The sequence below is a fragment of the Streptomyces sp. S4.7 genome, from assembly GCF_010384365.1.
Taxonomy (GTDB): Bacteria; Actinomycetota; Actinomycetes; order Streptomycetales; family Streptomycetaceae; genus Streptomyces.
This window is the reverse complement of the sequence record NZ_CP048397.1, coordinates 180,460-206,098: the sequence shown is the minus strand read 5'-3', so window position 1 is coordinate 206,098 and position 25,639 is coordinate 180,460. Positions and strand designations below refer to the sequence as shown.

Genomic DNA, 25,639 nt, shown 5'->3' with positions numbered 1-25,639 from the left:
TGCCGGCACCGCCCCGGACCTTGGTTTCCCTTGCCCCGCCGGGCACTTGTACGCGTACGCGGGCGTCGGTGGCGCTCGGGCACTGCTCGCACCCGGCTGTATACCTGCTCGGAGAACCGGACTTGGGGCGCGTACTGCCCGTAACGTAGTGCTCGCCGACCGTCGTCGGCATCGGCAGGGCAGGGGGCTGTCAATGGGGGAGAGGCAGTTGGGCGGTAGCCGGGACGGCCGCGCCTGTTCGTACGCCCGTACGTCCCCGGCCCACGCGCTCGCACGGCACCCGTCCGGAGCACGGTGCCCCGGGCGGTTCACGTTCCCCGCACGCTCTTTTCGCGCTCGCAGAAGGGAGAGACGGGGACCCGGCCACGCGCGGCTGACCACACACCCCCGGACACCATGACTGCTCACCACTTCCCGCACGCTCCGATATCCGTGGTCGTCGACCCCGGGCGGCCTCCTTACCCCGCGCCCTGGGACGTCGAGTTGCACGGCCCGCTCGACGCCGCGGCGCTCGAACGCCTCCTGGGCGAGCTGACCGCCGAGGACGCGGGCCGGCCCGCCTGGCGGCACCGGCTCCTGAGGCACGGCCCCGACCACCACACCCTGCGGTTCTCCGAACCGCACGGAGCACCGGCCGCGTTCATCGCGGGCCGCGTCGCCGACCGGCTCACCCAGCCGCCGCCCGCCGACCGCCCCCTGACGCCCGCCCAGCGCGCGGCCCTCGCCCGCCCCGGCGAACGCCGCTACGAAGTACTGCTGCTCGAACCGGTGCCCGTGCCGGACACGGCTGCGCTGCGCGAGGCGCTGCGGAACGTCGTGGCCGCCCACCCGCAACTGCGCTCGCGCCTCGACGCCACGGACGGCTGGCGCACCGCGCGGGCCGCGGACGCGAGCGCGGGCGGCCAGGATCCGCTGGCGGAGGGGGAGTTCACCGACGAGGCCGGATACGCCGCACTGCTGGAATCGGCCGGCGGCACGCTCGACGCGCACACCGGGACACAGCTGCGGGCCGTGCTCGCCAGGGACCGCCGTACAGCCGGACCGCGTGCCGACCGGCTCGCCCTGGTCGTCCACGAACTCGCCGTGGACACCGCGTCCCGGCGCATCCTGCTCGACGACCTGACCGCCGCCCTCGGCACGGCGACCGGTGGCCCGCAGCCCGTACGCGACGACGCACTGACCGACTGGCTCGCCGAACTGCGGGAGCTGGCCGGTGACACCGCCGAAGCACGGCACTGGACCCAAGTCGCGGGGCGCAGATCCCGTGAGACCGCGCGTGCCCTGCCCACCGGTACGCCCGGGCAAGGCGATACGTCCGCCGCCGACCCCGCGTCTGGACGGGGTGATGCGTACGACGCCGCCCCGTCGTCCGGGCGCGGTGAAGCGTCCGGCGCCGCCCCGGTGGTCGCACGAGACGACGCCTTGGGCGTGGCTCCATCTCCCGCACCGGGCGATGCGCCCAGTGCCACCCCGCTCCCCGCACCGGATGAAAGGCCCGGTGCCGCACCGGTGTTCGCGTCGGGTGATCCCTCCGAGCCCGCCCCGTTACCCGCTTTGGGGCAACGTCCCGATGCTGCCGCGTCGCCCGTCCGCGGTGGTGCGTCCGGCGCCGCCCCGGTGTCCGAACCGGGCGACACGCCGCGCGCCGTCCCCGACGAGGTGCGGCGGCGTGCCGGGTTCGTCCTGGCGGAGGAGATCACCGAGCGGATCACCCATGGACTGGCCCGGCGGCTCGCGTTGACCACCGGGGAGGTGCTGATCGGTGTGTTCGCCCTGGCCCTCGGCCACCGGCAGGGATCCGGGTCCGTCGGCTTCGACGTACTCGGCGATCCGCGGGCGGGCCGCCACGGTCTGCGGCGGCACGTCGGACGGCTCGCCGAGCCGTACCCGGTCCAGCTCACCCTCGACACCGGCCTCGGCCCCCTCGGCCGGCTGACGGCACTCGTGGACTCCCTGGCCGCCTGTGCCGGCCGGGCCGGCGCCGGCGCCGGCTTCGGGGCCTGCCGTGAGTGGAGCCCCGACCCGCAGACGCACCGCGCGCTGCGCGAGATGCCACCCGCACAGACCTGTCTGCTCCTCGGCGACCCGCCGCCCGGCTCCGCCCCGCCCACCCACCGCGTCGAGGTACGCGCACATGTCCGCGACGGCAGGCTGTACGTCGACCTCAACTGGACCACCGACCCCGACGAGGGCGTCACCGACACCTCCGTCCACGCCCTCGCCCGCCAACTGCGGAAGCTGCTGGCGGAGTTGGCGGACTCACCCGCCGCCCGCGTCCTGCCCGCCTTCCGGGCCACCCCCCAGCAGGCAGCGCTGCACGCGGGAGGTGACACGCGGCCCGGCACCGGACGCCACGTCGAGCAACTCGTCTGGATCTGGCACGGCCCGCTCGACACCGCGCGCTTCACCGCCTCCTGGCAGTCGGTCCTGGACTGCGAGACCGTCCTGCGCACCGCGTTCACCGACGACGATGAACCGCGGCTGGTGGTCCACGAGCGGGTCACGCCCGACATCGCCCGCCGGACCTTCCGCGACGGCGACTGGTCCGCCCTCCTGGAGCAGGACCGGCTGCGCGGCTTCCAACTGCGCCGCCCCGGCGCGCTGCGCCTGACGCTGCTGGAGCGGGAGCCCGCCCCGCCCGAGGAACCCATCTGGATCCTGGTCACCTACCACCGGGCCCTGCTCGACAGCCGCAGCGCGAACATCCTGTTGCGCGAGTTCTACCGCGCCTATCTCGCCGGTGGCACTCTGCCCGGTGGTGAGCGCCGCCCCGACCTGCGCGACTACACCACCTGGGCCGCCGCCCAGGACCCCCGTCCCGCCCAGGACCTCTGGGCGGGCCGTACGCCGCCCGACGGCGCGGCCTCCTGGCCGGGACGGCCCGCCGGACCCACCGGCCTGACCGGCACCGGTCACACCCGGCTGCGCCTGGACTCCGTCGAGACCACCCGCCTCACGCGCTGGGCGGCCACCTGGGGTATCGCCGAGAGCAGCGTGCTGCAGGCCGTCTGGGCCCTGCTGATCCACTGGGGCTCCGGCGCCACCGCGTCGGCCCCCGTCCGCTTCACGGTGACCGTCTCGGGAAGAGGCGTGCTCTTCGACGGCGCCGCCCTGATGCCGGGCCCGCTGCGCAACCCGCTGCCCATGCACGTCGACGTCGACCCGGCGGCCACCCTGCCCGACCTGCTGCGGCAACTGCGCGAGCGCGCCCTCGACCTGGCCGCCTACGAGTGGGTTCCCGGCGACTGGATCCACGCCTGGGACGGGCGCGGATCCCGCGACACGGGATGCACGGACACCGTCGTCGTCTTCGAGGACTCGCCGCACCCGGTGGACGGCCTGGAGGCCGAACTCGCCGTCCACGGCATCAAGGCCGAGTTCCCCGTCACCGTCCCGGCCCGCTGCGCGCCGCCCGTCGGACTGCTCGCCCACCACGACAGCGCGGGCGGCCTGGTCCTGACGGGCGTGTACGACCGGGCCCTGTTCAACGCGGACGCGGCCGCCGAACTGCTCGCCCAGAGCGCCATGCTGCTGCGCACTCTCTCCCTGTCGGCGGGCGAGCACACGACCGTCGGCGAAGTCCTCGGAATCCTGGAGGACAGCGCCGTACCGCACCCGGGCGTGGGCGTCGCGGCCAGGCGGGTCGGCCCGCTGGTCACGCTGCGGGCGGCGGGGCACGAGCGGGCGGGCACCATCTGTCTCATACCGCCCCCGGGCGCGCCCGCCACCTGCTACGACCTGCTGTCCGACCTCTACCCCGGGCCCCAGGAACTACTGGTGCTGCGCACCGGCGCCGACGGCGCGCGCGACGCCCTGGCCTCGTACGCCGCGGGCCGTTCCTTGCTGCTGGGCGGTTACTCCGGGGCCGGCGCGCTCGCCTGCGACCTCGCCCGGCACATCGCGGAGGACGGCGGTCGGCCGCCGCGGGTGGTGCTCGCCGACAGGGCGCGGGACGAGCAGGAACGCGCCCGCGATCTGGCCCGGGCCCTCCGGGACGCCGGCGTCCCGGAGGGCCCGGCCCCGGCGGCACGCAGGGAGGCGGAGGCGGATCCGGTGACGGAACAGCAGTGACCGTCGGGGGGCAGTTCTCCCGCGCCTACCAGGGCAGTTCCCCGTTCTCGTCCCGGAGGGTTCCCGTCGGGCCGTCCGCGCCGGGAGTCGCCGTCCGCACGACGACCGCGTGCACTGTCCTGAGGCGGCCTGCCGATTCCGAAGGCCGCGGTCATGTCGGTGGCGGTGGGGCCGGGCTCGACGGCGTTGGACTTGATGCCCGGCTGGGACTTGGCGTACCGGACCGTGAGCATGGTGGCGGCCGACTCGGACGCGGAGCAGAGCGCCAACGGCAGGCTGGACTCCGGCCGTTGCGGCGGCCTGCCGCCGCGGGCCGATCCGGGGCTGCCGGCCCGCTGTGTCACCACCCTGGCGTTCGGCATCGCCGTACAGGCCGCGAGCGGTGTCGGCCGCGACGAACTCCAGGAGATGACCGACGCAGCACTGCGCGGCTGGCCGCTGTCCTGACACGCCTGGATGCCAGGCAGCAGCGGTGGGGTGAGCGTACGGGTCACCCGTACCGGGGCCCCGCCGCCACCCCCGCACGTTCCCTACAGCGCGCCGCCGCCAGTCCGCCGCTCGCGGGCCGCTACCACTGGATCAGGGCGAAACTCGCGGACATGCCACCGCCGAAGCCGGCCAGCAGGACCAGCTCGCCCGGCCGGAAGGAACCGGAGCGGACGGCCGCGTCCATCGTGATCGGGATGGAGGCCGCTCCGGTGTTGCCGTACGTCTCGACCGTGCGGTGCATGGTGGCCCGCGGCAGGTGCAGCTCCTCGAAAACGGTGTCGAGCATCACCCCGTTGGCCTGGTGCGGCACGAAGTGGCTGATGTCGGTGGCCTCGACACCCGCCTCGTGGAGGAACCCCTTGGTCAGCTGCGGCAGTTGTTCCACCACGAAGCGGCGCACCTCGCGCCCGTCCATCGCGAAGTACTGGAGACCGGCGCCGAGTCCGGCCGCGTCGAGGGGGCGCCGGCTGCCGCCCGCGGGCACTCCGATCAGTCCGGTGAGGTCGCCGAAGGTGTGCAGCGCGACCCGCCGGACGACCGGGCCCTTGCCGGTCGGCCCGAGGACCATCGCGCCCGCCCCGTCCCCGAACAGCACGACCGTCCTGCGGTCGGCCGGATCGAGGATGCGTGAGTAGACGTCGGCGCCTATGACCAGCGCGTAGCCGCCCCGGTGCACCAGAGTGCCCGCCACCGAGGACAGCGCGAACACCGTGCCCGAGCAGACCGCGTTGACGTCGAACGCCGCCGTGCCGGCCGCACCGAGGTGGTGCTGGACATAGGCCGCCGTGGGCGGCTGCGGCTGGTCCGGCGTCGAGGTGGCGACCGCGATCACGGTCAGCTGCTCCGGGGAGATGCCTGCGCACTTCAGTGCCGCCAGCCCCGCGGCGGTGGCCAGGTCCGAGGTGGCCTGGCCGTCGGCGGCCCAGCGCCGCTCGCGGATCGCGGTCTTGCGCGTGATCCAGTCGTCGTCGACCCCGGCCGGTGCGCCGACCTCATCGTTGGAGACGATCCGTTCCGGTACGTAGGCACCCGTACCGAGAACGTGGATGGTGACGTCGCTCATGCGGCCGCCCTCCCCTCAAGTGGTCCTGACATGGGCGTGCGAACGCCCGGCATGCGGTGCGCCACTCCCGGTGGCGCACCGCATGCCGGGGGGGAAGACGGGCCGTACGCGCGCGGAGGCCGCCCGCGCACTCACGGGTCCGGGACGAGGCATCGTCAGCGCCCCTCGTAGAGACGTTTGTGGCCGCTGATCCCGGCCAGCCGGAAGGGTCCGGTGGTCTGCGCCGGGGTCCGGTGGTCGCCGCCGTCGGCCGGGAGGGACCGCTCGTGCAGTTCGCGGTAGCCGGCGTAGTCCAGGGTCCTGCGCCGGTCGATCGCCTCCCGGTTGGCCCCGGTCCGCAGACGCTCGCGGTACCCGGCGACGACGGTCCCGGAGAACAGCTCGGCCACACTGCCGGACCCGTAGCTCAGGAAGCCGACGGCCCGGCCGGTCAGGTCGTCCGCCTGGTCGAGCAGCGCGGCCAGGCCGAGATACACCGACGCGGTGTAGCTGTTGCCGATGACCGTGTTGTACGCGGTGGTCCGGCCGAGGGCTTCGGCCACCGCGTCCTGGCCGGCGGCGTGCCCGCAGAAGTTCAGCAGGTGCCGGTGCGCCTTGTAGGCCATCTTCGTGAACGGCTGGTGGTAGATGAACGCGGCGAACTCCTCCAGCGCTCGGCCGTCCTGCTGCGCGTAGTCCTTCCAGGCGCCTTCGAGGGCCTGGAGGTAGGCGTTGATGGACTCCTGCCCGTCGACCAGCGCGGTCTCGCGGTAGTTGGGCCGCCAGAAGTCCATGACGTCGGCGGTGTACAGGCCCGACGGCTCCTCGATGCGCACCAGGGCGGGATCCGCGCCCACCAGCATGGCCACCGCGGCGGCGCCCTGCGTCGCCTCACCCGGACTGTCCAGCTCGTACTTGGAGACGTCGCTGGCGATGACGAGGACCTGCTGGGCGGGGTCGCGCCGCACCAGCCCGATGGCGAACTGCAGGGCCGCCGTCGCCCCGTAGCACGCCTGCTTCAGCTCCACGACCCGGCAGGCCGACTGGAGCCCGAGCAGCGAATGCACGTACACCCCCGCCGACTTGGCCTGGTCGATCGACGACTCCGTCGCGAACACGACCGTCCGTATCCGGCTCGCGCCGTGCCGTGCGACGAGCGGCGCCGCCGCGGTCGCGGCCATGGTCACGATGTCCTCGTCGGCGGCCGGTACGCTCATCGACTCCTGGCCGATGCCGATGTGGTACTTGCCGATGTCGGTGCCGTTGTACGCGGCGAGTGCCGTGTGCGGCAGGACGAACTCGGTTGTCGCGAACGACAGGTCGTGGATTCCGATGGACAGGGACATGCCTATGCACCCACCTTTGCGGTCGTGTTGTCGCGTTCCAGCTGGATGTGCGCGCGCATGAGTTCACCGGGGTTGGTCTGCGCCGCGAGCAGCGAGAGTTCACCGCACAGCACCGTGGCCGCCGCGATGACCGCCAGCCGGCGGGCGTTGTCCCCCGGTTCGCGGTCCTCCCGGCAGCCGAGCCGGGTCAGGTTCGTCTCCACGAAGCCGAGGCCCTTGCCGTTGCCGACGGTGCCCACGATCAGGTTGGGCAGTGTGCAGGCGAAGTAGAGGTCGCCGTCCCGGTCCTCGGCCATGGTGACGCCCTGCGAGCCCTCGATGATGTTGGCCGCGTCCTGGCCCGTGGCCAGGTAGAAGCCGAGCAGCATGTTCGCGAAGTGGGCGTTGGCCGAACGGATGCCGCCGGCGAGCAGGGTGCCGAGGAGGTTCTTGCGGATGTTCAGCTCGACGATCCGTGCGGCCGTCGTGTGCAGGACTTCGCTCACCACCTCGCGCGGTACGAGGAGTTCGGTGACCACGTTCTTGCCGCGCCCGAGAATCCCGTTGATCGCGGTGGCCTTCTTGTCCGTGCAGTAGTTCCCCGAGATCGAACCGTAGGAGATGCCCGGAACGGTCTCCAGCAGGTGCTTCAGCAGGACGTCGGAGGCGAGTGTCGCCATGTTGTGCCCGGAGGCGTCACCGGTGGCGAACTCGAACCGGACGAACAGCAGGTTGGCGTTGATCTCGTGCCGCACGCCGATCAGCCGGGCGAACCTGCTGCAGCCGCGCACCAGTTCACGCAGCTCCTCCTCCCGCGCCTCGATGTTCCGTGCGGCCATGAGCGCGGTCTGCGCGTCCGTCGCCTCCACCAGCACCGAGCGTGTCATCCGCTCGTCGACCAGAGTGGCGACGATGCCGCGCTCGGCCAGCATGGAGACCTTGGCCCCGCGGCCCACGGACGGCCACAGCGGCGACTCGTAGGTGGCGAGCGGTACCTGCGTCTCGGTGGTGGTGACGTTCCCCGAGATACGCACGGGTCCCACCCACCGCATCGGGACCCCGGCTATGGCGTGTGCGTCGGTCATCGTGTGCTTTCCCTTCAGTGCGTGGAGCTTCTCGCCGGGACGAAGCCGGGGACGGCGCCCCGGCCCGCGTCCCGGACGGAGACGGAGTCCGGGCCGAGGTCCGGGCCCGGGAAGGAGCGGGGGCGGGAGCCGGAGCGCTGGGCCAGTGGCCGCGGGTCGATGCCCCGGTTGGCGCAGAAGTCACGCAGTTCGCCGCGGATCAGCAGGTCGCAGCGGGTGAGGTCGGCGGGGGTACGCGCGCCGAGCATGGTCTGCAGCGCGGCGAGTTGGTCCAGCCACGCCGTGAGCTGCTCGACCAGTGCCGGGACACCGCCGTCGAGCAGCGTGCGCAGGAATCCCGCGGACGAGCCGACCGCGCGGGCGCCGAGTGCCAGCGCGCGCATCACGTCGAGCGGATGGCGCACACCACCGGAGGCCAGTACGGGCAGGGTCAGGCCCTGCGCGTCCAGGAGACAGGCGGCGGTGGACTGTCCCCAGCCACGCAGGTACGCGTAGTCGGCGTGCTCCCGGCGGCCGTTCTCGATCCGGGCGAAGTCCGTGCCGCCGCGGCCGCTGACGTCCGCCGCCCGCACCCCCAGGTCCTGGAGAGTCAGGAGGGTCTGACGGCTGAGCCCGTTGCCGACCTCCTTGACGATGACCGGGATGTCGAGCGCCGCGGCGATCTTCCCGATCTGCGGGCCCCAGGAGGAGAACGACCGGTCGCCCTCCGGCATCGGCGTCTCCTGCGCCGTGTTGATGTGGATCTGAAGGGCGTTGGCCTCCAGCAGGTCGACGGCGCGCCGCGCGTTGTCGACCGACGTCGTGGCGTTGATGTTCGCCATCACGAAGCCGTCCGGGTTCTCCTCGCGCAGGACGCGGAACGTGCCCGCGCACGAGGGGTCCTTGAGGTAGGCGTTCATGGACCCCGACGCGATGGGCACCCCGGTCTCGCGGGCGGCGGTGGCCAGATCCCGGTTGATGGCACCGGTCTTGACGCTGCCGCCGGTCATCGCGTTGATGTAGATCGGCACCTGCCAGCCGATGCCGGCGAACTCCGTGGCCAGGGACACGTCCGGCCGGTCGATGCCGGCCAGGGCGTGGTGGACGAACGACACCTCGTCGAACTGGTTGTGCCCGCTGTGCCCGTGGTGCTGCTCGATGGCGAGCCGGACGTGGTCGTCCTTGCGCTGAGCGCTCATTCCTCGGTCCCTTCCAGGGCGGGACGGACGGGCAGGGGCAGCACCCCGGCCCTCTCCCACCGTTGCCGTAGATGTGTGATCTCCCGCGCGGCCCCGGCGTCCAGCAGGGCGATGCCGCAGTCGCCGCCTCCTGCCCCGGAGGGCTTGGCCGCGCCCCCGACGGCCTCGGCGGTGTCGCACAGTGCCGTCAGCGCGGGTGTGAAGATGCCGAGGCCGACCTCGTCGTCCAGGCGCGCGAGCTCCTGCCGGGCCCGGCGGATCTGGTGCAGCAGGCCCGGACCGTCGCCGGTGTCGAGGGCGGCGACCGCGGAGCGCACACAGTCGCTCGTGGTCTCCACGAACTTCTGGTGCGATGCGGTGCCCCGCCAGGTGCGGCGGTGCAGAGCCGACACCATGGAGGCGGTGGAGGCGGGATTCCCCGTCCAGCCGACCTCCAGTGACAGGCCGTCGGGCGGCGGCAGCCGGCGCACCGCGTGATCCGGCCACGGTGCGCGCAGTGCCCCGTCGACCCCCAGACGCCGGGCCAGGTCGAGCACATGGGTCCGGTCGGGTGCCCGGTACTCGATCCAGCCGCCCCACGTACTGGCGGCGAGATCACCGCCGGAGCCCTTCGGATCGAGCTCCGCGGTGGCGAGCAGGGCCAGCCGGAACCGGTCCTCCCGGGGCAGTCGCAGTCCGCAGAAGGCCGCGACGGCCCCGACGGTGGCCACGGTCACCGCGCCGCTGGAGCCCAGGCCGAACTTCCTGCCGTTCTCGTGCAGCCGGCTGCTGACCGAGATGTCCAACGGGGGTACCGGAAGGCCGCGTTCGGCCAGCAGCCGGCCCACCGTCTCGATCGCCGACACGACGTGCGCCAGCGTTTCGCGCCTCCGTCGCCCGTCGCCGGCGCCGTGGAAGACGAGCCGGCCGTCGTGCCAGTGCCAGCCCACCGAGCGCCCGCCGAGGTCGGAGGAGACCACGACATCGGCAGCGCCGCTCCGTGCCGCGGTGGCGGTGACGGTGACGTGCCGGTCGACCGCGACCAGGATCGCCGGGTTGCCGGGCTCGACCACCGCGTACTCGCCCGCGACGAACAGCTTGCCCGGCGCGCGCCGTACGACCGTGCCACGCGACGCCGTCATGTGCCCTCGCCCAGCAGACGGGCGCCGGGGCCCGGTCCGGCCACCAGGACTGTGTCGTCCGGGACGGCGTCGCGCACGGCTCCGGCCACCCGCTCCGCGTCCGCGCGGCGGCACAGCACCTTCACGTTCGGCCCGGCGTCCATGGTCGAGTAGGCCGCGATGCCCTCCCGCCGCAGCTGGAGCACCCTGTCGAGCACGGTGACCGTGGCCGACGACAGATAGCGCACCGCGGGCCGGGCCGCGAGCATCGTCGCGTGCATGCCGAGCGCGTTGCGCTCCGCGATCTCGCCCACCGCGTCGATGTCGCCCCGCCGCAGGGCCGCCCGCATGTCGGCCAGGTCGTCCTCGCTGGAAGCGGCCCACGGCCGGAACAGCGGTGACGTGTCGACCGTGCGGCGCATGGCCTCCCTGCTGGAGACCTCCTTGGGCCCGGCGTCGACGACGGCGACGACCAGCGCCGGGTCGATGCCCGCGGCGGGCACCGGCTCGGCGTACGAGCCGAGGTCCGCCTCCGCCGCCGTACCGGTCTCCGCGCCCGCGTGCCAGACGACGAAGCCGCCGAACAGCGACCGCGACGCGGACCCGGATCCGCGCCGCGCCAGCCGGGACAGCGCGGTGGCGTCGAGATCCAGCCCGTACGCGGCCGCGGCGGCCACGGCGAGGGCGGCGAACCCGCTGGCGGAGGACGCCAGACCCGCCCCGGTGGGAACGGTGTTCTCCGTGTCCACGACGGCCCTCACGCCGCTGCCGGCCGTCTCCCGCACCAACTGGAGGAAGGCGGTGATACGCCGCAGCGTCTCGCCCGTCGCGGGTACGCCGTTCAGCGCCGCCGTGTCGTGCCCGGCCCCGGGATCGAGCCGCACCCGGGTGGTCGTCGCGAAGAGGTCGAGTGTCATCGACAGGCTGGACGTCCAGGGCAGTACGAGACGCTGGTCGCGCTTGCCCCAGTACTTGATCAGGGCGATGTTCGGGTGCGCGACGGCGGTCGCGCTTCCCGTGGCGCCCTGCCCGGACGGTCCCGCCACAGGTGCGGTCGAGTGTTCAGTGCGCATGGTTGTCGAGCCCCTTCAGCGGTACGACCCAGGTCTGTACGGCGCCGGCCTCGTGCAGCTGCCGGGTGACCTGCCGGGCCTGTTCGGGCCGGGTCTGAGTGATCACGCAGCCGCCCAGGCCACCCCCGGTGATCTTGGCTCCGAGGCTGCCCGCCTTCAGCGCGGCCTCGACCAGCGTGTCGATCGGCCCGGTGCTGAGACCGGCCGCGCGGAGCAGTTCGTGGTAGTCGGTGAGGCACGAGCCGAGTTCCCCGGGGTCGCCGTCGGCGAGGGCCCGCCTGCCCGCCTCGGCCAGCTCGGACGCCCGGCCGACGAACCTGTCCTGCGCTCCGGCGCGGCGCCCGAATCCCGCACGCAGCAGCCCGACCGCTTCCTTGGTGCTGCCGGGGACGCCGCTGTCGGCGATGATGAACAACCCGTCGCAGCCGACGGCCAGTTCCTCCGCCCGGCCCGCCTGGAACAGCAACGGCCGCGACGCGCCGACCGTCATGGCATCCACCCCGCTGGCCCGGCCGTGCGCCACGTTCTCGGCCGTCTGCACCAGGTCGAACGCCATGCTCTCGGTCAGTTCACGGCCCAGCAGATCGGCGAGGGCGAGGACGACCGCACGGGAGACGGCCGCGCTGGATCCGAGCCCCCGGCCGTGCGGGATCGCACCGTCCAGGATCACCTCCAGGGCCGGCGCGCCCGGCACGCCCATGCGCGTGATGAACTCCTCGGTCAGCCGTCGCAGTCCGTCGGAGGCCTGTGTCACCAGCTCCCGCGACGCGGAACCGGTCATCGTGAAGGACAGGCCGCCCCGGCCGCCGGAGCTGCCGGAGGACCACCCGGCGCTCGCCGTGACCGTGAGCTGCGGAACCGGCAGTGCGAGCGCCGGTGCCCCGTAGACGACGGCGTGCTCTCCCAGCAGGATGGCCTTGGCGTGGGCGCGGCCGATGCCGACCGAGCGGGCCCGGCGGCTCTCCGACAACCCCTCGGCTGCGATCGGTAGGGTCAACGCACCCAGCTCCCTCTGTCATCTCTCATGGCGGCATCGCGTGCCTCGGCCGGTGACCCGGACCCGGACTCGGACCCGGACCCGGTCATCCGTCGACCCCTTCACGCTGCCGCTTCATGAGCCTGCGGAGGCCGAGCCACTCACGCATCTCCCAGGAGTGCCCGGCGGAGCAGGCGATGTGCCTGCTCCCCGCACTCCCGCCGCCCTGCGGCAGGGCGCTGATCGTCCCGGCGCAGTTGTCCACCACGCACTTCCTGATGACGGCGTGGGGAACACTCGGCGCGGGATCGACGGTCTGCCGCAGCTCGACGACGAGTCCCTCGATCTCGTCCGCGAAGTCGGCCGCCGGGGGCTGGGCCGCGAGCCACTTGAGATGGCGCAGCAGAAACCGCGCCAGGTGGGGCACGGTACGCGGCGGGGGAGGGGTCCCCAGCTTGTCCACGACCATTCCCGACCACGACTCGAGCATGGTGAGCGCGCGGTGACGGGTGTCGAGCACCGAGACGTTGAGGTGATCCCGGCGGCGACCGGACGAGACCTTCGTCGGGTTGGTCCGCCTGACGGTCGGCGAAGCCTGGTGCAGGCATTCCTGGTGCAGAGCGGGAAGCGCGCGCAGCTGGCCCTCGACGCGTCCGGCGCAGGTACCGCAGAGCACGGACCCAGCGATGCTGACGCTCTCGCGAGCGTGACCTCTGGGGCAGGTGTGAAACGTCATCGAAGCTCCTTCATGAGGCGGATCGCCCCCGGCAACCGCTGTACGTCAGATGGATCTCCACATTCCGTTCCGTGCCCTGATCCGGCGGGGTCGCGCCCCGCGGGCAGTCCCATTAGCCGACCGGGGACTTGAGTCCCGATAGAGCGGCGTTCGGGGCCCGCTGGTGGAGGGCGCGGCCCCGGGCCGCGGGCACGGCCACCGGCTCCGGAGCCGCTCCGACCCCGGCGCCTCCAGTCGGCTTCCAGCCGGAACCGATCCCTGATTGAGCGCCTGCCCCGACGGTGACCGAGGAAGGAGGAACTGTGGACCGTACGCACGGAGAAGAAGGCGCAGCAGACGTCGGAATCCCCGCAGGACCGCCGGTGACGGCGGCCGCTCGGTTTCCCCCGGAGGAACCACTTCTCCCCGGACCCCTGGAGTCCCGCGCATCCGCCCCGCCTGCCCCGGACACGGCCCGTCTGGAGGTGTGCCTCGTCGGCGCCGGCCCGCGGGGCCTGTCCGTACTCGAACGGCTCTGCGCGCAGGAACGGAAGTCGCCCCGCTGGGACGCCGTCACCGTGCATGTCGTCGATCCGGACCCGGCGGGCGCGGGACGGGTGTGGCGCCCGACGCAGTCCCGCCATCTGCTGATGAACACGGTCGCCTGCCAGGTGACGGTCTACACCGACGCCAGCGTGCGCATCGACGGTCCGATGGAGGAGGGGCCGAGCCTGTACCAGTGGGCCAAGGCCCTGGAATCGGGCACGCTCGACGCGGGCCGGGAGACCGCCCACGACGGAGAGGTCATCGCCGAGGCGCGCCGGCTGGGCCCCGACTCCTATCCCACCCGCGCGCTCTACGGCTCCTATCTGCGCTGGGCGTTCGACCAGGTCGTGGCCAACGCCGCCGCCCACCTGACGGTGCTCGTCCACCCCGTACGGGCCGTCGCCCTGGAGGACGCCGACACGGACACGGGCAGGGACACCGACTCCGGCGCCCCGCAGACCGTCACCCTGGAGGACGGCACCCGGCTGACCGGACTGTCCGCCGTCGTCCTCGCCCAGGGCCACCTGCCGGCCCGGCCCACCGGCACCGAACGGCGACTGGCCCGATTCGCCGCCCGGCACGCGCTGACGTACGTGGCCCCCGCCAACCCCGCCGATGTCGATCTCTCGGGCATCCGGGCCGGACAGAGCGTGCTGCTGCGGGGGCTGGGACTCAACTTCTTCGACTACATGGCCCTGTTCACCCAGGGCCGCGGCGGTGTCTTCACCCGTACCGGCGACCGGCTGGTCTACCGGCCCTCGGGCCGCGAGCCGCGCCTGTACGCGGGCTCCCGCCGCGGTGTGCCCTACCAGGCGCGCGGCGAAAACGAGAAGGGCGCCCACGGCCGCTACTTCCCCCGGCTCCTGACCGCCGAGTACATCGCCGCGCTGCGCGGCCGACGGGACCGCGGCGGCGCGGCCATCGACTTCGCCGCCGACCTGTGGCCACTGATCTCCAAGGAGGTGCGCGGTGTCTACTACGCGGGGCTGCTCACGGCGCGCGGCGAACCCGGCCCGGCCACCGAGGAGTTCGCCGAAAGGTATCTGCGCGCGGAGTCGGGACGGGCCGAGGACCGGCTCCTCGACGAGGCCGGGATCGACCCGGCGGAACGCTGGGACTGGCAGCGTGTCGCCCGCCCCTACGTCCCCCGCGACGTCACCGGCCCGGCCGCCTTCAGGCGCTGGCTGCGCGGCCACCTCGACGACGACGTCCGCCTGGCCCGCCAGGGCAACGTCGGCGGACCGGTCAAGGCCGCACTCGACGTCCTGCGGGACCTGCGCAACGAACTGCGCCTGGCCGTCGACCACGCCGGCCTGAGCGCCGCCTCCCACCGCGGTGACCTCGACCACTGGTACACACCGCTCAACGCCTATCTGTCCATCGGCCCGCCGGCGTCCCGCATCGAGGAGATGGCGGCGCTCATGGACGCGGGCGTCCTCGACGTGACCGGCCCCGGTCTGCGGGTGTCCGCCGACGCCGACGACCCGGCCGGCCCCTGTTTCACCGGTACGTCGAGCGAGACGGGCGCACGGGTGCGGGCCACGGTTCTCATCGAGGCCCGCCTGCCCGAGATCGATCTGCGGCGCACCGCGGACCCGCTGATGGGCCGGCTGCTGAGCACCGGGCAGTGCCGCCCCTACCGCGTACCCCACGGCCGGAAAGACAACGGCACCGGCACCACCGGGGACGTAGGCGACGACGCCGCGGACCACGAGACCGGGGGCCTCGCCGTCTCCGAGCGCCCCTACCACCTGATCGACGCCCGGGGCGTACCCCATCCCCGCCGCTTCGCCTACGGGGTGCCGACCGAGTCGGTGCACTGGGTGACCGCGGCGGGCATCAGACCCGGCGTCGGCTCGGTCACCCTGGAGGACTCCGACGCCATCGCGGCGACGGTCCTCGCCCTGCCGCCGTGCCGGCCCCCGGCCCGGGGCCGGACACCCGACCTCCCCGCATGACGCCCCGCCGTGGCGGCCCCGACCCGTGCCCGGGGCCGCCACGGACCGGGCCGAACCCCGCGGCCACGCACGGACGCTCATGGGCCTCGGCTCGGGGGACCACTCACGGCATCGTCGGTCACCGGGGGCGGGGCCGGCTCGTGATCGGTGCGCAGCACGCGGAGCCGGCCCCGGAGACCAGGGCCGGCTCTGTCGGCGCGGGTGTCAGCGACCCGGTCGGCAACCCCGTCGGCGGCGATCGCTCATGAGGTCCGCTGTGTCGCGCTGATCGCCATGGCGGCCAGCTCGTCCTTCGCGTAGTCGACCGCGCTGCTCGCCCGCAGCGCCGCGAGCGCCCGCTCGGTGCGGGTGGCTATGTCGCGCTCGACGTGGTCCACCGCTCCCACGCCGGTGATGATGGAGCGCATCGTGCTGAGTTCGTCGTCGGAGATCTGCGTCCCGATCCTGGCCCTGAGGAACTTCGCCGCGTCCGGGTCCTGCGCGTCCGCGTTTTCGAGCGCGGCGGCGAAGAGCACGGTCCGCTTGCCCTGGACCAGGTCGTCGCCGGACGGCTTGCCGGTCTCCTCGGGGGCGCCGAACACCCCCAGGAGGTCGTCGCGCAGCTGGAACGCGACGCCGATGTCGACGCCGAACGTGCGGTAGGCGGCGACGAGTTCGGCGTCCGCGCCGGCGATCACGGCGCCGATGTGCAGCGGACGCTCCACCGTGTAGGACGCGGTCTTGTACTGGTCGACCAGCACCGGGGTGCGGACGTCCTCGTCGCCCGATGCCTCGGCGGTCAGGTCGAGCACCTGACCGCACAGGACCTCGGTGCGCAGGGCCGACCACACCGGAGCCACCCGCTCCAGCTCCCGCGCCGGCAGCCCGGACGTACGGATCATGTCGTCGGCCCAGACCTGGGCCAGGTCTCCGATCAGGATCGCGGCGCCGACGCCGAACAGCTCCGGGTCGCCGGACCAGCACCGCTCCCGGTGCCGGCCGGCGAACAGCATGTGCGCGGAGGGGGAGCCACGGCGCGTCAGGGACGCGTCTATCACGTCGTCGTGGATCAGGCCGTACGCGTGGAACAACTCCAGCGCGGAGCAGGTGCGCAGGACCGCCTCGGCGGTGGCGCCGTGCTCGTCGCCCCCGGCGCCGATCCAGCCGAGCCAGGCGAAGGCCGGCCGCACACGCTTGCCGCCGCGCAGGACGAAGCCCTCCAACTCGGCTACGGCGGCCGCGTACGCCGGACTGATCGCCTCGGCCTCGGCTCGGCGGGCGCCGAGGAACTGTCGGAGCGCGGCATTGACGGCATCGGCCCGGACGGCGGCCCCGGTGCGGGGTCGGGTGCTGGTCATGCTGTCCCTTCTCTGAGACGGACGGAGGATCAGCCGACCCGGTGCTTGTCGGATCCGGACGCCGGTATCGGGTTCGGTCAGGACTCGAACCGGTCGTACGACCGGAACTCGCGGATCTTCTCGCCGGTCGACGAACACGGAGACGTGGTGGAGGACGCGGGTCCGTGCGGTCCCTACACTCCGGGAGTATTGGTCAGGTGACTTGAGGTCCGGTCGAGCCGGATCGGGCCGGCTCCGTCAGCTCCGTCCGCTCCGTCCGCATCGGGCGCAGCCCCTCCCCACCTCACCCGCCCCCGGCCGTCGACGCGGACCCGCGGGCCCTCACCCCCTGCCCATAGGGTGAACGCGTGGCGAGTACCAGAAAGACCCAGCAGGCGGCGGACCCCGGCGTCGAGCCCCGCAGACAGGAACTGCAGGCCCTGGCCGTCCGGCTGCGGAGAATGAACGGTGAGATCAACCGCATCGCACACGGTTTCACCGCGGATCAGGGGCTGCACGCCACAGACCTCCAGGCGCTGGCCGCGATCCTGGATTCCGAGACGCCGATCACGCCGGGCCGCTTGCGTGTGCATCTCGGTCTGACGTCCGGTGCGGTCACCGCATGCCTCGACCGGCTGGAGAAGGCCGGTCATATCCGCAGGTCGCGCGAGAGCACCGACCGGCGCGTGGTGCACCTGCACTACCTTCCGGACGCCCGGTCGGTCGCCCGCGCCCATTTCATGCCGCTCGCCCAGGCGGCGGCCCACGCCCAGGAGCAGTTCAGCAGCGACGAACTCGCGACGGTGCTGCGTTTCCTGGACGCTCTGAACGACGAACTGGGTCAGCTCCGCCAGGAGTCCTGAACGCCGCCCGGCGGCCCGTGCGCGTTCGGCCGGGCCGGACCCCAAGTATCTTGATGATTGAGATAGTCTGCGATCAAGGTATCGCTCGACCCTCGCACCCGGGAGCGCAATGTCCACGTCCACACGGCTCGCGCGATGGCTCGTGCCCGTAGTACTGCTCGTCGCCTGGCTGGGGATCGGCGGGACACTCGGTCCCTACGCCGGCAAGCTCGGCGAGGTCGCGACCAACGACCAGGCGGCTTTCCTCCCGCGGAACGCCGAGTCCACCAAGGTCATCGACGAGCAGCGGGCCTTCCGCCAGGACGAGACGCTCCCCGCCATCGTCGTCTGGACGACCGGGGACGGCGGCGAGATGACCGCCGCGCAGCGCGAAGCCGCGACCGGCGCCCTGGCCTCGCTCGGGGACGTGAGCGGAACCGTGGGCACCGCGTCCGCGGCCATCCCCTCCAAGGACGGGCGGGCACTCCAGGGAGTCGTCCAACTGCGGCCCGACCTCGACGACCAACTCCCCACCGTGCTGCGGAAGATCGGCGAGGCGGCGGAGCAAGTGCCGGACACGACCGTGCGGATCGCCGGTCCTGCGGCCAACCAGGCCGACCTGTCCGACGCGTTCGCCGGTATCGACGGCCTGCTTCTCGGCGTCGCCCTCGCGACGGTGCTGATCATCCTGCTCCTGGTCTACCGGAGCGTCATCCTCCCCCTCGTCATCATCGTCGGTGCCGTCCTCGCGCTCGGCCTCGCCTGCGGCGTGGTGTACGCCCTGGCGGAGCGCGACATCGTGCGGGTCGACGGACAGGTGCAGGGGATCCTGTCGATCCTGGTGATCGGCGCCGCGACGGACTACGCGCTCCTGCTCACAGCCCGCTTCCGAGAGGAGTTGGAGCGCCGGGAGGACCGCGTGAAGGCCATGCGCGCGGCACTGCGGGAGTCGGCGGGGACGATCGTGGCAAGCGCCGCCACCGTCGCCCTCGGCCTGATCGCGCTGCTGCTCAGCGACCTGACCAACAACCGCGCACTGGGACCGGTCGGCGCCATCGGCATCGTGTGCGCGGTCCTCAGTACGCTCACGTTCCTCCCCGCGGTGCTGGTACTGCTCGGCCGCGGCGCCTACTGGCCCGCTCGCCCGAAGCCGGCCGGTCACGCGGGGAAGGACGACAGCGGTCGCGGCGTGTGGCCCCGGGTCGCGGCCCTGGTGGATCGCGCTCCCCGCAAGGTCTGGGCCGTCACGCTCGCCGGACTGCTCGCGTGTGCGGCCTTCGCGCCGACCCTCGACTCGAAGGGCGTTCCGCTCGACGAACTCTTCGTCAACGAAGCGCCGTCCGTCGCCGCGCAGGCGGCATTGAGCGAGCACTTTCCCGGCGGTTCGGGCAACCCGGCCGTCGTCATCGCCAACGCGGACACGGTCGACCAGGTCACTTCGGCCGCCGGTGGGACCGAGGGCGTGGAGACCGCGCTGCCCGTCACGGAATCCGGGCGACCGGGCGTCGGAGCACCGCAGACAGCCGACGGCAGGGTCAGGATCAACGCGACACTCGAAGCCCCGGCGGACAGCGACGCGGCCAAGGAGACCGTCGCCCGGCTGCGCGAAGCCGTACACGCGCTCCCGGGGGCCGACGCCCTGGTCGGGGGTTACACCGCCCAGAGTTACGACACCCAGCGAACGTCCGAGAGCGACCGCATGCTGATCGTGCCCGTCGTGCTGGCCATCATCCTGGTCGTTCTCATGGGGCTGCTGCGCTCCCTGCTGATGCCCGTGCTCCTGGTGGCGACCGTGGCACTGAACTTCCTGGCGACGCTCGGCATCTCCGCACTCGTCTTCCAGGGCGTACTCGGCTTCTCCGGCACCGACGCCTCGGTGCCGCTCTACGGATTCGTCTTCCTCGTCGCGCTCGGCGTGGACTACAACATCTTCCTGATGTCGCGCGTCCGGGAGGAGTCGCTCAAGCACGGCACACGTGAGGGGGTCCTGCGCGGCCTCACGGCGACCGGCGGCGTCATCACCTCCGCGGGCATCGTCCTCGCCGCCACCTTCGCCGCCCTCGGCGTCATCCCGCTGGCCTTCCTGGTCCAGATCGCGTTCATCGTCGCCGTCGGCGTGCTCCTGGACACCATTGTCGTCAGATCCCTCCTGGTGCCCGCGCTCGTCCTGGACATCGGCCCGACGGCCTGGTGGCCCGGTGCCCTGAGCCGCGGCCCCGGGCAGCGGCGGCAGGGGAACGGACCGACCGCCGCCGGACACTGAGGGCCACGGCCGACCCGGTGCCACAGGCCCGGTACGACAACCCGCGGGCACGAGCACGGCGGACCGCGCGTGGAGCGCGGTCCGCCGGTGGCACGTCACTCCACGGGTCTCCGGGGGTTCGGTCGGCCACCCCCGGAGCGCCGGTCGTGAGAGGTACTAGATGATCGTGGCGCCGTAGACGCTCAGGGCCTCCGTGACGGGCTGGTAGAACGTGGTGCCGCCGGAGGAGCAGTTGCCGCTGCCGCCGGAGGTGAGGCCCAGCGCGGTGTTGCCGGAGAAGAGCGCGCCGCCGCTGTCGCCGGGCTCGGCGCAGACGTTGGTCTGGATCATGCCGTACACGATGCCGCTGGAACCGTAGTTGACCGTGGCGTTGAGGCCGGTGACCGAGCCGCCGCGCAGACCGGTGGTGCTGCCGCTGCGCTGCACGGACTGGCCGACGGAGGCGTTGGCGGCCCCGGTGATGTCCCGGTACGTGCCGTTGTACAGGTAGACCCGGCCGTCCGCCGCCGACGGGTTGGAGTGGCGGATGATGCCGTAGTCGTTGGTCGGGAAGCTGGTGCCGGTGCGCGTGCCGATGGACCAGCTGGCGCTGATGTTGGTGCAGTGACCGGCGGTCAGCGCGTGGGCCACGCCGCCGACCGTCACGTTGAAGCCGAGCGAACAGCGGCTGCCGCCGGTCGTGATGGCCTCGCCGCCGGCGATGAGCGGGGTGAACTTGCCGGCGGTGCGGTTGACCGTCAGGTCGGCCTTGGAGTCGGCCAGCGCGCTCTTGACCTCGGCCAGTTCGGCCTTCGACACGGTGCTGTCGGCGGTCACGACGATCTTGCCGGTCTTCGCGTCGGTGTACCACGCGGTGCCGGCCACGTCCGCTTCGAGAACGGCGGAGCTGGCGTCGGCGAGCTGCGAGGCGGTCGCCTTGGCCTCGGGGGCCGGGGCGGCGACGGCCGAGGGGGCCGCGAGCGCGACGGCGGTCACCAGACCGGACGTCACGGCGAGGAGCCGAGCCCGTCTGGACGTGCCGGCGAGGGGAGAGAAGCGCTTGAAGATCACGAGATCCTCCGTAGGTATGGGGGATGGACAGCCCATCGGGTGGGGTTGGGCAGTCGGTGCGTGCAGCTCCCTGACCAGCGATCGCTGGACGTGGACCTGTCAAGTTGCGCGTTGGAATCGTTGACGGCAACGGCTCCTGATGCAAGGACCACTTCCGGACCGCGGGCGGAGCATCGCTCCGGGTGCCCGACGGCCGCTCCCGACCCCCGGGCCGCCGGGCCCGCCCGCCTTTCCGGGGGCGCCGCGGGTGTGTTGCTGCAAAGCACGTACGGGCTGCCGGCTTGTGCGTTCCGCGCCGGGAATTCCTCTTTGGGCAGCTGGTTCGAGCCTGTTTGCAGTGTCTTTACAGAAGGGTTGCGACGGGTCACGTTGCGAACACACCTGGTTCACAGGTCGATCGGTCGTCTGGTGCGGATGGGGCGCGTTGCGCCTGCTGAGGTCTCTGCGCCGAGTGGTACGGCTTCCGGGGGCGAGCCGTATGCATGCCCTTCGATTGAATTGCCCATGTACTCAACATGGCCGAATCTTTACCTCCGTCCCCGAGGTGCCGTTGCTCTGAGCCAGGGATACGTCCGGCAGAGCGCTCTTGCGAAGGGCCGCGGGGGTGTGCTGCGCGGGCTCGTGGAGCGGGTCGACTCCCGGCACGGGTGAGGCGCGAGTGCCGCCTCGGGCCGCGAGCCGGCCGCGCGGACCGCGGGGCCCCCTCGGCCCGCGCGGGACCGTCCGGCCAACCGGCCGTGAATCAGGCTCCGGTGATGTGCCGGCCCGGCATCGGCTCCGCGAGCGCGGCCCTCCACCCGGGCGCGCCGAACGCGTCCGCGAAGTACTGCGTCTCGTGCACCACATGTCCGCCGGCGAATTCCATGACGCTCACCGAGTGGGTGGGCACGCCGTCGTACGTGATGACGCACTCGCTCACCCACAGATCCCCGCCGCCCACGATCCGGTGGACCGTGAAGTGCCTGCCGGCAGGGTGCCCGCCTCGCTGCACCGAGATCGCCGCGCGGCCCCGCAACCGTTCGGCCGACTGCGGGTAGTCGAGGATCGCGTCCGGCGCGTAGATGGCGTGCTCGGCTTCGGTGTCCCCCCGTTCCGAGGCTCGCCAGTGCTCCTCGATCGCGGCCCTGTGCCGGGTGTCGGGATCCATCGTGCTCGTCCCTTCTGTGCGCGTCCGGATTGATTCGAGGCGGGGACGGTAACCGGGATGCTGTCCGTATGCGTCCGGCCGAACGCGTGTTTACGCTGGAATGAGTCGTTTGCCTCGGACCTCTCGCGAGGAGGCGTGTGATGGCGAAGGTGCTCTTCATAGTGAGCGGAGCGACGTACTGGGTGCTGGCGGACGGCACCAGATACGCGACGGGATACTGGGCCGAGGAGTTCGCGAACCCGTACAAGGCGATCACGGACGCCGGTCACGAGGTGGTGGTCGCGACACCGGGCGGCGTGACCCCGAATGTCGACATGATGAGTCTGCGCCCGGCAATGGCGGGTGGCGAACAGGGAGCCCTTGAACTGGAGGGCATCATCCGCGGCGCGGAGGTGATGCGGCGTCCGCTCAAGCTCTCCGACGTCCGTCTCGAGGACTACGACGCGGTCTATCTGCCGGGCGGTCACGGTCCGATGGCGGACCTGGCGTTCGACGCCGACGCGGGACGGCTGCTGACGGCGCAACTCGCCTCGGGCAGGCCGCTCGCGATCGTGTGTCACGCCCCCGCCGCGATGCTGGCCACCAGGATCCACGGCGAGTCGCCCTTCAAGGGCCGCAGAGTCACGGGCTTCACCAACGAGGAGGAAGAGGGGGTGGGGCTGGCCCCCAGGGCGACTTGGCTGCTGGAGGACGATCTGAAGAACAAGGTCGGCGTCGAGTACAGCCGCGGCGAGACCTGGAAGCCGTACATGGTGGAGGACCAAAACCTCATCACGGGGCAGAACCCCGCCTCCGCCGCGGTTCTGGCGAAGCGCCTGCTGGAGATCCTCGGGTGAACCCGCCCTGGGCGGCCCGAGGATGAGCTCCCGTCCCGAGCTGCACCGTGTCCCGGTGCAGTCCGGCGTCGTGGGCGACGAGCGCGGCCTGGACGCGGTTGTCGCACCCGAGTTTGGTCAGGATCCTGCTGACATAGGTCTTCACCGTGGCTTCGCTCATGTGCAGCCGCTTGCCCGCGTCGGCGTTGGACAGACCCTCGCCGAGGAGGGCGAGCACGTCGAGTTCCCGGCCGGTCAGCCCGTCGAGGCGGCGCCTCGCCTCTTCCGTGCGGGCGGTGGCCCCCGGGGAGGAGAGGGAGTCCACCACGTGCCGGGTCGCCGTCGGTGACAGGTAGGCGTTCCCGGCCGCGGCCGCCCGCACCGCGTGGATCAGCTCGCCGGGCGCCGTGTCCTTGAGGAGGAAGCCCGCACTGCCGTGGCCCAGCGCACGCAGTACGTTGTCACGCTCGCCGAACGTGGTCAGGATCATGACCCGTACGTGCGGCGCCGCCGTGCGCAGTTCGGCCAGGGCCGTCAACCCGTCCATCACCGGCATCTGGATGTCCAGCAGGGCCACGTCAACGGCGGTGCCACGGGCGGTTTCCACCGCCTCGCGGCCGTTGCCCGCCTCCGCGACCACGTCGATGTCGTCGGCCGAGGTGAGGATCATCCTGATGCCGGCCCGGATGAGCGGCTCGTCGTCGGCGACGAGGACCCGGATCACGCGGCCTCCTGCGCGGTGTCGATCAAAGCGGATGGTACGGCTTCGCCATCATGCCCTAGCCGGACCGGGGGCCGGACTCGCGGGTCGGCCGGCGGACCTGTCCGTCAACCCTTGTCCTTGAAGGTCTGCTTCGCCACCAGCTCCCCGTCGGCGAAGCAGAACCGGAAGATGGTCGAGGTGTCGTCGGGGTCGTCGGAGGCGAAGTGGCGGCACGTCGCGCCCTCGGGCGCCCGAGGGCCCTTGTCCTCCAGGTCCGAGGTCAGGAACGAGTCCTCGTCGGGCAGCTCGCCCTGCACGTCGGCCTCGGGATCGCCCACCTTCGCCGACTCGTACACGCCCGGCGATATCGTGGCCTTCTTCAACTCGTCCATCAGCGCGCTCACCCCCCAGACCCCGAGGGCGACGGTACCGAGGACGAGGACGACGGCGGTGACGGCGCAGCCGATGGCCAGGTTCTTCCTGCTGCTCATGATGGAGGCGAACTCCCCTTGTGTATTACTGAGGTTGATGTCCGCCCCACTGTTGCCCGCCGCTCCCCCCGCCGGCTGTCCCGCAAAGTCGTCGTCCGGTGCGACGGAGGTCGCGTCGTCCGGGCGGGCCGGCCCGCCGTCGCCGGCGCCGTAGGGCAGCATGCCCGCGATGCGGAAACCGCCGTCCGGGGTGCGCCCGGTGTGCACCATGCCGCCGACGAGCCGGGCCCGCTCCTTCAGGCCCGTCAGCCCCTGGCGGCCGCTGATCGCGGACGGCGCGCCCGGCGGACCGGACGGCGCGGGCCCGTTGGCGACCTCCACGACCAGACTGTCCGACTCGTAGCGCAGGGCGAGGGTGATCGGGGCGCCGGGGGCGTGCTTGTGGGCGTTGGTCAGACCCTCCTGGGCTATGCGGAACGCCGCGTGGTCGGCGGCGGGCGCCAACGGCCGTACGGCTCCTGACCGTCGCACTTCCACGGTCGTGCCCGCGGCCCGGGACGACGCGACCAGGCCGTCGATGGAGGCCACCGCCCGGGACAACGGACGTTTGCCGCCCGCGGCGCCGGCGGTGCCCCCCGAGGGTCCGGTCCCCTTCGCGGCGTGCTCGGTACGTTCGTCGGGCCTGTCCCGGTCGTCCCGGTCCTCATGGAGGATGCCAACGGCCTCGCGCAGCTCCCTCATCGCGGCCACCGAGGCGTCCCGCAGGATCTGGACCGCTTCCCGCTGGCGATCGGTCAGGTCCGGATCAACCTGCAGGGCGCCCGCGTGCACCGAGATGAGGACGAGCTGGTGGCCGAGGCTGTCGTGCATGTCCTGGGCTATGCGGCCCCGCTCCAGCAGGCGTGCCTGCTGAGCGACCATCGTCTGCTCGCGCATCAACTGGACGTTGTTGCGCCGCTGCGCCTCCAGCAGCGACCGGCGCTGCGCCCGGTAACGGGCCACCAGGCCGGGCACGATCGCCAGCATGAAGAACACCGCCGTGCTCAGCACACCCGTGACAGGCATCGACAGGCCGGAGCCCGCACTGATCTCGTCGTAGGTGGACAGCGCGGTGTTCAGGACGAGCGCGCCGGCGTAGGCGGCGACTGTTCGCCCGGGTTTCATGATGCGGCTTCCCGCGGACCAGCTCGCGTAGATCAGCAGAGGCACCGCGGCAGGCAGCACCGCTGCCGCGCAGGCCGAGACGACCAGCACCGTCGCCGGCAGCGCGCGCCTGGCCAGCGACAGCACGGCGATGCCCGCGACGACAGCCACGGTCCGCACGCCGACCCCGTCCCACGCGGTTTCGAGGAGCCCCGCGAGTCCGGCGAGGACAACGGTGAGCACGCTCTCCCCGGCGATCCGGCTACGGCTCCACGGGGAGGCGGCGGCGAGACGGTGTCGCAGCGGCAAGGCGATGCGGGCGGTATGTGCTTCGTCCAGTTCCACGGGCCGACGATAGTCAGCGCCCGTGG

18 protein-coding genes and 1 pseudogene are annotated in these 25,639 nt (G+C 72.5%); 6 read left to right on the top strand and 13 right to left on the bottom strand.

Annotation, left to right across the window (positions count from 1 at the left end):
- Nucleotides 1–396: 396 nt before the first annotated feature.
- Together SSPS47_RS00940 and SSPS47_RS36145 are read left to right on the top strand one after the other, a co-directional pair.
- Nucleotides 397–4,071 carry a condensation domain-containing protein gene (locus SSPS47_RS00940; RefSeq protein WP_164247718.1) on the top strand — a complete coding sequence of 1,225 codons (3,675 nt, stop codon included), beginning with the start codon at nucleotides 397–399 and terminating at the stop codon, nucleotides 4,069–4,071.
- A 153-nt stretch (nucleotides 4,072–4,224) separates the two neighbouring features.
- Entirely contained in the window at nucleotides 4,225–4,518 is a 294-nt protein-coding gene (locus tag SSPS47_RS36145) for a hypothetical protein (RefSeq protein WP_343234861.1), read from the top strand.
- Nucleotides 4,519–4,639: 121 nt separating this feature from the next.
- Here SSPS47_RS36145 and SSPS47_RS00930 read toward each other — a convergent pair whose 3' ends face one another.
- The 8 genes from SSPS47_RS00930 to SSPS47_RS00895 all read right to left on the bottom strand — a co-directional run bounded on the left by SSPS47_RS00930 (nucleotide 4,640) and on the right by SSPS47_RS00895 (nucleotide 13,075).
- Entirely contained in the window at nucleotides 4,640–5,623 is a 984-nt protein-coding gene (locus SSPS47_RS00930) for a ketoacyl-ACP synthase III (RefSeq protein WP_164247715.1), read from the bottom strand.
- A 155-nt stretch (nucleotides 5,624–5,778) separates the two neighbouring features.
- On the bottom strand, nucleotides 5,779–6,948 hold the full coding sequence (locus SSPS47_RS00925; protein WP_164247712.1) for a hydroxymethylglutaryl-CoA synthase: 1,170 nt from the start codon (nucleotides 6,946–6,948) through the stop codon (nucleotides 5,779–5,781).
- 2 nt (nucleotides 6,949–6,950) lie between these two features.
- Nucleotides 6,951–8,012, bottom strand: coding sequence for a hydroxymethylglutaryl-CoA reductase (locus tag SSPS47_RS00920; protein ID WP_147876078.1), 1,062 nt, complete (start codon nucleotides 8,010–8,012; stop codon nucleotides 6,951–6,953).
- Nucleotides 8,013–8,026: 14 nt separating this feature from the next.
- Entirely contained in the window at nucleotides 8,027–9,190 is a 1,164-nt protein-coding gene (gene fni, locus SSPS47_RS00915; RefSeq protein ID WP_164247710.1) for a type 2 isopentenyl-diphosphate Delta-isomerase, read from the bottom strand.
- Nucleotides 9,187–10,311 carry a phosphomevalonate kinase gene (locus tag SSPS47_RS00910; protein ID WP_164247707.1) on the bottom strand — a complete coding sequence of 375 codons (1,125 nt, stop codon included), beginning with the start codon at nucleotides 10,309–10,311 and terminating at the stop codon, nucleotides 9,187–9,189. The genes fni and SSPS47_RS00910 overlap by 4 nt, the downstream gene beginning before the upstream one ends.
- Complete coding sequence (mvaD, locus tag SSPS47_RS00905; protein WP_164247704.1) at nucleotides 10,308–11,363, bottom strand: diphosphomevalonate decarboxylase; 1,056 nt, start codon at nucleotides 11,361–11,363, stop codon at nucleotides 10,308–10,310. The genes SSPS47_RS00910 and mvaD overlap by 4 nt, the downstream gene beginning before the upstream one ends.
- Nucleotides 11,353–12,360 carry a mevalonate kinase gene (gene mvk / locus SSPS47_RS00900; RefSeq protein ID WP_164247701.1) on the bottom strand — a complete coding sequence of 336 codons (1,008 nt, stop codon included), beginning with the start codon at nucleotides 12,358–12,360 and terminating at the stop codon, nucleotides 11,353–11,355. The genes mvaD and mvk overlap by 11 nt, the downstream gene beginning before the upstream one ends.
- Nucleotides 12,361–12,445: 85 nt before the next feature.
- Nucleotides 12,446–13,075, bottom strand: coding sequence for a hypothetical protein (locus SSPS47_RS00895; RefSeq protein WP_164247698.1), 630 nt, complete (start codon nucleotides 13,073–13,075; stop codon nucleotides 12,446–12,448).
- A 413-nt stretch (nucleotides 13,076–13,488) separates the two neighbouring features.
- Between SSPS47_RS00895 and SSPS47_RS00890 the strand changes: the two genes are divergently transcribed.
- Nucleotides 13,489–15,558, top strand: coding sequence for an FAD/NAD(P)-binding protein (locus SSPS47_RS00890; protein WP_164254322.1), 2,070 nt, complete (start codon nucleotides 13,489–13,491; stop codon nucleotides 15,556–15,558).
- A gap of 242 nt (nucleotides 15,559–15,800) precedes the next feature.
- On the opposite strand, the gene SSPS47_RS00885 is transcribed toward SSPS47_RS00890, so the two are convergent.
- Nucleotides 15,801–16,895 carry a polyprenyl synthetase family protein gene (locus SSPS47_RS00885; protein ID WP_164247695.1) on the bottom strand — a complete coding sequence of 365 codons (1,095 nt, stop codon included), beginning with the start codon at nucleotides 16,893–16,895 and terminating at the stop codon, nucleotides 15,801–15,803.
- A gap of 347 nt (nucleotides 16,896–17,242) precedes the next feature.
- On the opposite strand from SSPS47_RS00885, the gene SSPS47_RS00880 reads away from it, so the two are divergent.
- Both SSPS47_RS00880 and SSPS47_RS00875 read left to right on the top strand, forming a co-directional pair.
- Nucleotides 17,243–17,737 carry a MarR family transcriptional regulator gene (locus tag SSPS47_RS00880; protein ID WP_239064718.1) on the top strand — a complete coding sequence of 165 codons (495 nt, stop codon included), beginning with the start codon at nucleotides 17,243–17,245 and terminating at the stop codon, nucleotides 17,735–17,737.
- A gap of 109 nt (nucleotides 17,738–17,846) precedes the next feature.
- The gene (locus tag SSPS47_RS00875; RefSeq protein ID WP_164247692.1) at nucleotides 17,847–19,979 is read left to right on the top strand and encodes an MMPL family transporter; all 2,133 of its coding nucleotides are present in this window, start codon (nucleotides 17,847–17,849) and stop codon (nucleotides 19,977–19,979) included.
- Between the two features lie 156 nt (nucleotides 19,980–20,135).
- Here the strand turns inward: SSPS47_RS00875 and SSPS47_RS00870 are convergent, their stop codons facing one another.
- Both SSPS47_RS00870 and SSPS47_RS00865 read right to left on the bottom strand, forming a co-directional pair.
- Nucleotides 20,136–21,029 carry a S1 family peptidase gene (locus SSPS47_RS00870; protein WP_164247689.1) on the bottom strand — a complete coding sequence of 298 codons (894 nt, stop codon included), beginning with the start codon at nucleotides 21,027–21,029 and terminating at the stop codon, nucleotides 20,136–20,138.
- A 742-nt stretch (nucleotides 21,030–21,771) separates the two neighbouring features.
- Nucleotides 21,772–22,176, bottom strand: coding sequence for a nuclear transport factor 2 family protein (locus tag SSPS47_RS00865; RefSeq protein WP_164247686.1), 405 nt, complete (start codon nucleotides 22,174–22,176; stop codon nucleotides 21,772–21,774).
- Between the two features lie 140 nt (nucleotides 22,177–22,316).
- Between SSPS47_RS00865 and SSPS47_RS00860 the strand changes: the two genes are divergently transcribed.
- The gene (locus SSPS47_RS00860) at nucleotides 22,317–23,012 is read left to right on the top strand and encodes a type 1 glutamine amidotransferase domain-containing protein (RefSeq protein ID WP_203557757.1); all 696 of its coding nucleotides are present in this window, start codon (nucleotides 22,317–22,319) and stop codon (nucleotides 23,010–23,012) included.
- A 58-nt stretch (nucleotides 23,013–23,070) separates the two neighbouring features.
- On the opposite strand, the pseudogene SSPS47_RS00855 reads toward SSPS47_RS00860, so the two are convergent.
- Nucleotides 23,071–23,715: pseudogene (locus SSPS47_RS00855) on the bottom strand (response regulator transcription factor); the annotation flags it as partial.
- A gap of 104 nt (nucleotides 23,716–23,819) precedes the next feature.
- Nucleotides 23,820–25,613 carry a histidine kinase gene (locus tag SSPS47_RS00850; RefSeq protein ID WP_239064717.1) on the bottom strand — a complete coding sequence of 598 codons (1,794 nt, stop codon included), beginning with the start codon at nucleotides 25,611–25,613 and terminating at the stop codon, nucleotides 23,820–23,822.
- Nucleotides 25,614–25,639 lie beyond the last annotated feature (26 nt).

Excerpts from the sequence above, each read along its gene's own strand:
- SSPS47_RS00925 (WP_164247712.1), bottom strand. The coding sequence starts at position 6,948 with ATGTCCCTGTCCATCGGAATCCACGACCTGTCGTTCGCGACAACCGAG.
- SSPS47_RS00860 (WP_203557757.1), top strand. The coding sequence starts at position 22,317 with ATGGCGAAGGTGCTCTTCATAGTGAGCGGAGCGACGTACTGGGTGCTG.
- SSPS47_RS00930 (WP_164247715.1), bottom strand. The coding sequence starts at position 5,623 with ATGAGCGACGTCACCATCCACGTTCTCGGTACGGGTGCCTACGTACCG.
- SSPS47_RS36145 (WP_343234861.1), top strand. The coding sequence starts at position 4,225 with ATGTCGGTGGCGGTGGGGCCGGGCTCGACGGCGTTGGACTTGATGCCC.
- SSPS47_RS00940 (WP_164247718.1), top strand. The coding sequence starts at position 397 with ATGACTGCTCACCACTTCCCGCACGCTCCGATATCCGTGGTCGTCGAC.
- fni (WP_164247710.1), bottom strand. The coding sequence starts at position 9,190 with ATGAGCGCTCAGCGCAAGGACGACCACGTCCGGCTCGCCATCGAGCAG.
- SSPS47_RS00865 (WP_164247686.1), bottom strand. The coding sequence starts at position 22,176 with ATGGATCCCGACACCCGGCACAGGGCCGCGATCGAGGAGCACTGGCGA.
- SSPS47_RS00885 (WP_164247695.1), bottom strand. The coding sequence starts at position 16,895 with ATGACCAGCACCCGACCCCGCACCGGGGCCGCCGTCCGGGCCGATGCC.
- SSPS47_RS00910 (WP_164247707.1), bottom strand. The coding sequence starts at position 10,311 with ATGACGGCGTCGCGTGGCACGGTCGTACGGCGCGCGCCGGGCAAGCTG.
- mvaD (WP_164247704.1), bottom strand. The coding sequence starts at position 11,363 with ATGCGCACTGAACACTCGACCGCACCTGTGGCGGGACCGTCCGGGCAG.
- SSPS47_RS00895 (WP_164247698.1), bottom strand. The coding sequence starts at position 13,075 with ATGACGTTTCACACCTGCCCCAGAGGTCACGCTCGCGAGAGCGTCAGC.
- SSPS47_RS00875 (WP_164247692.1), top strand. The coding sequence starts at position 17,847 with ATGTCCACGTCCACACGGCTCGCGCGATGGCTCGTGCCCGTAGTACTG.
- SSPS47_RS00920 (WP_147876078.1), bottom strand. The coding sequence starts at position 8,012 with ATGACCGACGCACACGCCATAGCCGGGGTCCCGATGCGGTGGGTGGGA.